We start from the raw sequence: 6,288 nt of genomic DNA on the forward strand, positions 1-6,288 counted from the left end.
CCCCCTATGACCGATAGCCCTTGGCAGCCAGCACCCTTGCCCGCCCCGGCAGACATGTACACCGGCCTTCTGGTCGCCGTGCTCGTGGTAACGCTGGCCGCGCACACCCTCCACACACTGACCGGCCGCACAGGCATCGCGCTACTCACCGCCACAGGCCCTGACCGCCGCACAGCACTCACACGCGTCGCGATCTTGGCACCCGTCAACATCCTTGTAGCAGCGTTAACTTGGCCGTGGGTATGGACGCGTCCGAGCGACGCATGGATACGCCTACCGATGATGGATACGCGTGATCTGTACTACGCGCTCAACTGGCTCATCGGGGTGCTGCTGTGGGCGTCCCTGGCCGCAACCACTGTAGGCCTGGTCGTCGTGACCCTCGTGGCACTCCTGTGCCCAAGCAAGAAGCCCGGCGAGAATTCTGGGAACGCCGACCTCAATCAGCCGGTCAACGATCCGCCCTCAAGGCCCGACCGGTACGGCGGCGACTTGTCGAACGAGGAATATCTTGCTCTGCAAGGGTTTCTCTACAGCGGAGGCGGTCAGGGGTGGCTGCTGCGGGCCGGGACCAGCTCCATCATGGGCTGGCATTGGAAAGACGACAACGACGCCAACTGGAATACCGCCGATACAGCCCTTGAGGGCTTCTTCCACACACGCAGCTCCCGTGAGGCCGCTCTGAATTGCGGCTGGCGTGTGGTGCCTGACCACACCGACTCGGGCCGCTTGCGTGAGTTTCTGGCCGCCGAATTGCACCGCGAGAACGCTAAGCAGATCAAGCACACCACAGTGGATTTGGATGACTTGCCCGAGGATGCCCCTCTCACACCAGAAGAGTCCGAGTTCTTCTCGCAGTTATACCCGGACAACCACTACCGGCCAGATAGCTTGCAGCACACCTGAATCAGGAAGGGAGCGTAATTTCGATGAGCCATACACAACCCGGCACTCCGGAAAACAAGTGGGCGATCTCACGCAGAATCGCCGCACGCCAGCCCACGCACGCCCTGGTAAAGCGCCTGCAGGACTGCGCGAAACCGGCGCGGGAAATCGATTGGCAAGAAAGGGGATTGTGCCGACAAACCGATCCCAGGCTGTTCTTTCCTCTCCTGGGAGAAGGTGTGCGGGAGGCCAAGAAGATCTGCGGTGGGTGTGAAGTCAAGGACATGTGCCTCGAATATGCGCTGCAGCGCGATGAAGCGTACGGCGTATGGGGCGGATACTCAACTACCGAGCGCGCGCAGATCAAGCAGAGTCGGCAGCTCGGCGGCGCGGCATGAAGAACATTCCAATTGAGGATGTTCGGCCTGGCCACATAGTTGATCTAGGTGCAGGGCTATGGGTTTGGGTACAAACTGCCGAATTCGAAGTTGATGACGAGTTTGGGGCGGGCATTGTCCTGAGCGGTCGGTGGCACAACGGGTTTGGCCGCAGCACCAAACCCCCAGGTGGTGTTGCGTTGGAGCTGGGCTCATCGGTGCGTGTGATGTCCGCCTGGGAGCGGCGGCGGTTCGTCTGGCTCAATCGGCTCTACATGCGCTGCTACTTCAACGGGTTGCGCCGGGTGGGGCTGTGGTTCCAGTTCCGCGCCATGGACCTTCAGGCCCGGGCGTATCGGATGCGGGAGCTTGCGCGCATCGGCGTAGGGGCGATGCAGGCTGAGCGCGTGCGGGCTGCCTTCGAGCGTGGACAAGACCGAGAGATAGGCGCGGATGAATATGGCCGCACCGTGTTGGCGCATGTGCGGGGCTTGCCGTCGTGGTTCACCACTGCAATGGCGGGCGTCCGGTTTATGACCCTGCTCTCCTGTGAGCTGGCATGCCCGATCGGACCGTGGGGCTTTGAGACGCTGGCTCGTACCTGGGCGCCGATCGACTGGGGCTCTCTGATCGATGCGCATCCGGAGTTCTTGTTCGTGGATCGGGAGTGGCTGGTGCAGACCTCGGACATGGATTGGGCAACAGTTCGCGCGGGGTATGACTACGTGATTGCCGACGGGGGCGCGGCATCGTTGGATGTGAAGTTGTCTGTGGCACCCGATGGCCGAATCTGTTTGTGGCCGTTGCGATTGTTGGTCTGGTCGGTGAGTGATCTGGTCACGATCGATCGGGTGGACCAGATCATCAACGAGGACAGGCGTTCTCGGGACGTGCCGTACCGCCCGATGTACGAAGCCGACCGCGCATGGCGCTGGGATCTGCCAGTCAATCTTGCCGATCACCACCGGAGCCCGATCGCCGCCGCAGAAATCGGTGATCTGCGGTGGTGACGCATTCGGCCTGCGGAGGCAACAACAAGGGAGAGCAGGAATCATGAACCGGCGGCTAAGGCACAAGGATTTGAGTTTGGCGTGGATTTACGCAACCAATGTCAGCTTGCATGGGGAAACTCCAGGACTGGGCGAGCCGAACTTCTTCTCCGCGGTTGAGCCGCACATAGTCTCACGGCCCAAGACGTTCCGCGATCTTTACGCGCACCTATTACTCGAAGAGCTCCAGGCCGACAGAGTGCGGATCAACCGTTTAAGGGCCCGGGTGAGCCGCGCACGTGAGCGCAGCCGGAACTCCGAATTCGAGAGCATATGGGCGACCGCTGACGAGCTGTGCGAACGAGCGTTGCACATCATCGACGGTGCAGGAGCGGCCGACGACGAAGCGGCCCGCCGCCGTCTGCTCGCGGGCACCAAGCATCTCAACGACAGCGTGCTCCTGGGGCAGTTCGTCCCGGGATTGCAACAAGAAATCAACGATGACCTACTCCACGAGCTAGACGCCATAGAAACCAACTAACAGCGCCGCCCGAGGCTCCAACCAACTGAATTGCCCACCAGCACAGAATGGAATCCGTATGACGCAGGAAACGAGTCACACCCGCAAGGGCAAGACCGCGGCGATCGAGAAGTTAATCGCGGCCTCGCGAGCGGGTTTTTCCATCGTCGTCAAATCGGGCAAGGACGATCTGGCCAAGCACACCCGCGATCACCACATCGATACATCACATGAGGACAGGGAGGTCTAATCATGACCGAAATCCGCAGTGCTGAAACAGCCTTGATAGAGGCCGACCGACTGCTCGCTAGCGTGAACGAGACAGACACTTCCACCGCGCTGTGGAAGTCATCGGCCGTCTACCCGCTGGCGGCAATCCTGCTGGCAGTGGCACACGACAGCGGCGGCCACCCCACACTGGCAGCCATACACAACGTGGCAGCGCAGCCCGACGCGGGCCCGAACAATTCAGGTGTGCTGGATTGGTTGTGGGCTGCACAAGCATGCCCCAACGAGATGTTGGCCGAGGCGCTCAGGCAGGCCTCGGCTACGCATGTGCGCCAACGTGACTCGATTAAGTCCGTGATCCTTGAGGCCTTACTCAACGAGATGGGGGCCAAGATCATCGCCGCCCACCCGGCCGACACTTCGAGCCACGTTTTCGATGAGCAGCGACACGCATGGATCACGGCCCATGCCGGAATATTCACATTCCAGAAGCGCCGCGCGGCGCTCCTTAACCGTAAGCTGCACGACCGCGACCGGGGGCGTATTGGCTTGCACCTCTACCAGCGACAGACGCCGCGAGCCCGTGCGGCCGGGGAGCTCTACCCGCCCGTGGAGCCGCCGCCACTGCTGTTGCGCGGGCTAGAATTCGTGATCGTCGCGGTTGCGGCCCTGGCGGCGCCGATCGGCTGGATAGCGGGTCGCCTGCTCTACCGGTACATCACTACCTTGGTTCCAGAAAAGGTGCGTGCCTACCCAATTTCCGCGCTGCTATGGGCCGCAGGCCTGGCGATGACTCCGCTTGTGCTTACGCCATCGGCGCATTGGCCCACACCCGTGCAGCTGTGGCTACTGGCACAGGGGCCAGCAATATTCCTGGTCGCCGGGATCTACGGCATCCTCGAAGGCTGGCTTGCTGTAGAAGGTTCCACCGCATGGTGGCCACCGGCGTCCACCGCACCTAAACCCGAGAGCCGGTGACCCATGCCGAATGTAATCACGGCAACCCTGCTTTCAGCCGCGGTGCTGGCCGGGTTCCTTGGCAGTGCTGCAGCGGTTCCGCAAGCAGTACCGGCTGCTTACGCTTCCGAGCCGACCGCCTGCGCCTCAAACGCGGTAACGCTGCCCAATCCCGAAGGCGGCGAGCCGGACTGCGCGAAATGCCCGACAGGAATGGTGACCACCGTGATGCCACCACCACACCGGGGAATTCTGTGTCAAGAACCAGATCACCGAATCGCACGAAATCCAGGCGTCGGCCTGAGCTACGACAACCGAACGGTTTCGCTTGGCCAGGCGTCGGGTGCGGGCCAGCGATGAGCGTGCCGCGTCCCACATCGAACTTTCACGATCGGCCCGCAAGCCCGGTCGTGAGTGATGCGCAGATCACTGCGCTGATGACGGCCGGGGGGTACCCGGAGCCGTCTTTGCTGACAGGGGAGAGGAAACTATGGTCAGAAAGCACGAGAATGATCCTGCCCAGCAGGGTTTGTTCGACCTCGACGGGGAAGGCGGGGGCGGGGGTGACCAGTCCGGAAATCCGGCAGATCGTGGAGCAGGTGCACCGCGATCACCTCGGGCTACCAGCGGACTGGACGAACCAGCAGCAAGAGAGGTTCCTGGAGTCGGAGGCGGCGCGGATCAGCCGCCAGGTAGCGGAGTTGGCCGACGATCTGGGGAACAGCGCGGTCAAGGACTGGGCCAGCCAGCATGGGCAGGCGCCGGACTTTCCGACGCATCGGGCTCTGTTGAACACGGCGCGGGCCTCGGCGATGGAGATCGTGCTCAACCAGGAACTTTACGAGCTGATACCGGATCAGGAAGACAGCGATACGCAGGAACCGAAGGCGGCACCGATCGACCGGGATCAGGTGCGCTGGGAGCAGCGCTGGATCAACAGCGAGCTGCGCAGCGAACCGGACGAGACGTTGGAGGCCCTGGCCGAGACGGTGTGGCCGGACCCGGACTTCTCGGTGATGTTTCGCATCAAGGCCGGATACCTGCTGGCGGCCCTGGCCGAGGAGGGTCTGCCCCTTCCGGCCCGGCCGGGCGATCTGCGCGCGATGGAGCTGGCACCGCTGGTGTACGACGATCTAAGGCGCGACGGTCATCCCCCGCGGTAGATAGCCAACCTTCGCTGTTCGATGCTCCACCGGAGCCCACCGATCCACGTGAGATTGATCCGGGTGGTGCACCGCTACCGGCGCCCACCAAACCCTTGGCTGTCGCGGCGGTCCAAGCGCCCGTTGTAGCCCCTGAGGCCGCCGCCACGGACACGGCGGCGGTCACCGAGGTATTCGGGTCGCCGACGGATTTCCCGGCAACAGTGGACGTGCTCGTGCCCTCGGGGGCCAAGGCGCGGGCCCGCGCGAACATCGCGGCGATCGAAACGTTGGCGATGCTGCGCGTAGCGGCCCGGCCCGCGACGCTGGCTGAGCAGAAGATCTTGGCGGCATGGTCGGGCTGGGGCGCGATACCAGCGGTGTTTGACAGTCGGGATGACTCTTTTGGCGCCGAACGCCAGCAGCTCCAAGATCTCTTGAGCGCTGCCGAGTATCGGCGGGCCGAGGCCTCAATTCTCAACGCCCACTACACCGATCCGGCGCTGGCGTCGGTGATTTGGGAATCCTTGGAGCGGGCCGGGTTTAGCGGCGGCAGGGTGCTCGAACCTGGCTGCGGTAGCGGCACGTTCATCGCACACGCACCTGAATCGGCGGTCATGGTGGGTGTGGAACTGGACCCGATGACCGCCGAGATTGCGTCGGCCCTGTATCCGTCGGCGCAGATCCGCAATGAGGGCTTTGAGACCACACGGGTGCCGCAGGATTCGTTCGCCGCGGTCGTCGGCAATGTTCCCTTCGGCGATTTCGCGCTGCACGATCCGGCGCATAACCCGGATCGGCATTCGATCCACAACCACTTCATCATCAAATCGCTGGCGCTGACTGCCCCTGGTGGGTACGTGGCGGTGTTGACCAGCCGCTACACCATGGACGCGGCCTCGCCCAAAGCCCGCCGCGCCATAGGCCAGCTGGGGGACTTGGTGGGCGCGGTACGCCTGCCTAGTCGAGCGTTCTCGCGAGTCGCCGGGACCAGTGTTGTCACCGATTTGCTTGTGCTGCGCCGCCGCGAGCACGACCGCGCCGCCATATCAACCGCGTGGCTCGACACCGGCGATCTGGAGTTCATGGACGCCGACAGCGGCGACCTGGCGACAATCGGGGTCAACAAGTACTTCCTGGATCACCCTGAGCACGTGCTCGGAACCATGGACCTCGGGCACGGTATCCTT

Annotated in this window: 8 protein-coding genes; all 8 read left to right on the forward strand. The window is 63.1% G+C overall.

Annotated features, from left to right (window positions below; translation table 11 throughout):
* The first annotated feature begins 6 nt into the window (after positions 1 to 6).
* Positions 7 to 906, forward strand: a complete 900-nt coding sequence (locus B4393_RS22225) for a hypothetical protein (RefSeq protein ID WP_133052544.1) — start codon at positions 7 to 9, stop codon at positions 904 to 906.
* Positions 907 to 929: 23 nt separating this feature from the next.
* A complete protein-coding gene (locus B4393_RS22230) occupies positions 930 to 1,283 on the forward strand; it encodes a WhiB family transcriptional regulator (protein ID WP_078335989.1) in 354 nt (117 codons plus the stop codon).
* Between the two features lie 206 nt (positions 1,284 to 1,489).
* Positions 1,490 to 2,272: a hypothetical protein gene (locus B4393_RS22235; RefSeq protein ID WP_133052543.1), complete on the forward strand. Its 783-nt coding sequence runs from the start codon at positions 1,490 to 1,492 to the stop codon at positions 2,270 to 2,272.
* A 43-nt stretch (positions 2,273 to 2,315) separates the two neighbouring features.
* Positions 2,316 to 2,792: a hypothetical protein gene (locus B4393_RS22240; RefSeq protein ID WP_078335993.1), complete on the forward strand. Its 477-nt coding sequence runs from the start codon at positions 2,316 to 2,318 to the stop codon at positions 2,790 to 2,792.
* A 58-nt stretch (positions 2,793 to 2,850) separates the two neighbouring features.
* Entirely contained in the window at positions 2,851 to 3,021 is a 171-nt protein-coding gene (locus B4393_RS27880; protein WP_165758481.1) for a hypothetical protein, read from the forward strand.
* 2 nt (positions 3,022 to 3,023) lie between these two features.
* Positions 3,024 to 3,977 (forward strand): hypothetical protein, encoded by a 954-nt coding sequence (locus B4393_RS22245; RefSeq protein ID WP_078335994.1) that lies wholly within the window; start codon positions 3,024 to 3,026, stop codon positions 3,975 to 3,977.
* A 542-nt stretch (positions 3,978 to 4,519) separates the two neighbouring features.
* Complete coding sequence (locus B4393_RS22250) at positions 4,520 to 5,119, forward strand: hypothetical protein (protein WP_078335996.1); 600 nt, start codon at positions 4,520 to 4,522, stop codon at positions 5,117 to 5,119.
* 95 nt (positions 5,120 to 5,214) lie between these two features.
* The coding region (locus tag B4393_RS22255) for a class I SAM-dependent methyltransferase (protein ID WP_462021779.1) at positions 5,215 to 6,288 on the forward strand (1,074 nt) is incomplete at its 3' end.

This window comes from Mycobacteroides franklinii, from assembly GCF_002013895.1.
Taxonomy (GTDB): Bacteria; Actinomycetota; Actinomycetes; order Mycobacteriales; family Mycobacteriaceae; genus Mycobacterium; species Mycobacterium franklinii.

Excerpts from the sequence above, each read along its gene's own strand:
- B4393_RS22230 (WP_078335989.1), top strand. The coding sequence starts at position 930 with ATGAGCCATACACAACCCGGCACTCCGGAAAACAAGTGGGCGATCTCA.
- B4393_RS22240 (WP_078335993.1), top strand. The coding sequence starts at position 2,316 with ATGAACCGGCGGCTAAGGCACAAGGATTTGAGTTTGGCGTGGATTTAC.
- B4393_RS22225 (WP_133052544.1), top strand. The coding sequence starts at position 7 with ATGACCGATAGCCCTTGGCAGCCAGCACCCTTGCCCGCCCCGGCAGAC.
- B4393_RS22245 (WP_078335994.1), top strand. The coding sequence starts at position 3,024 with ATGACCGAAATCCGCAGTGCTGAAACAGCCTTGATAGAGGCCGACCGA.
- B4393_RS22235 (WP_133052543.1), top strand. The coding sequence starts at position 1,490 with ATGTCCGCCTGGGAGCGGCGGCGGTTCGTCTGGCTCAATCGGCTCTAC.
- B4393_RS27880 (WP_165758481.1), top strand. The coding sequence starts at position 2,851 with ATGACGCAGGAAACGAGTCACACCCGCAAGGGCAAGACCGCGGCGATC.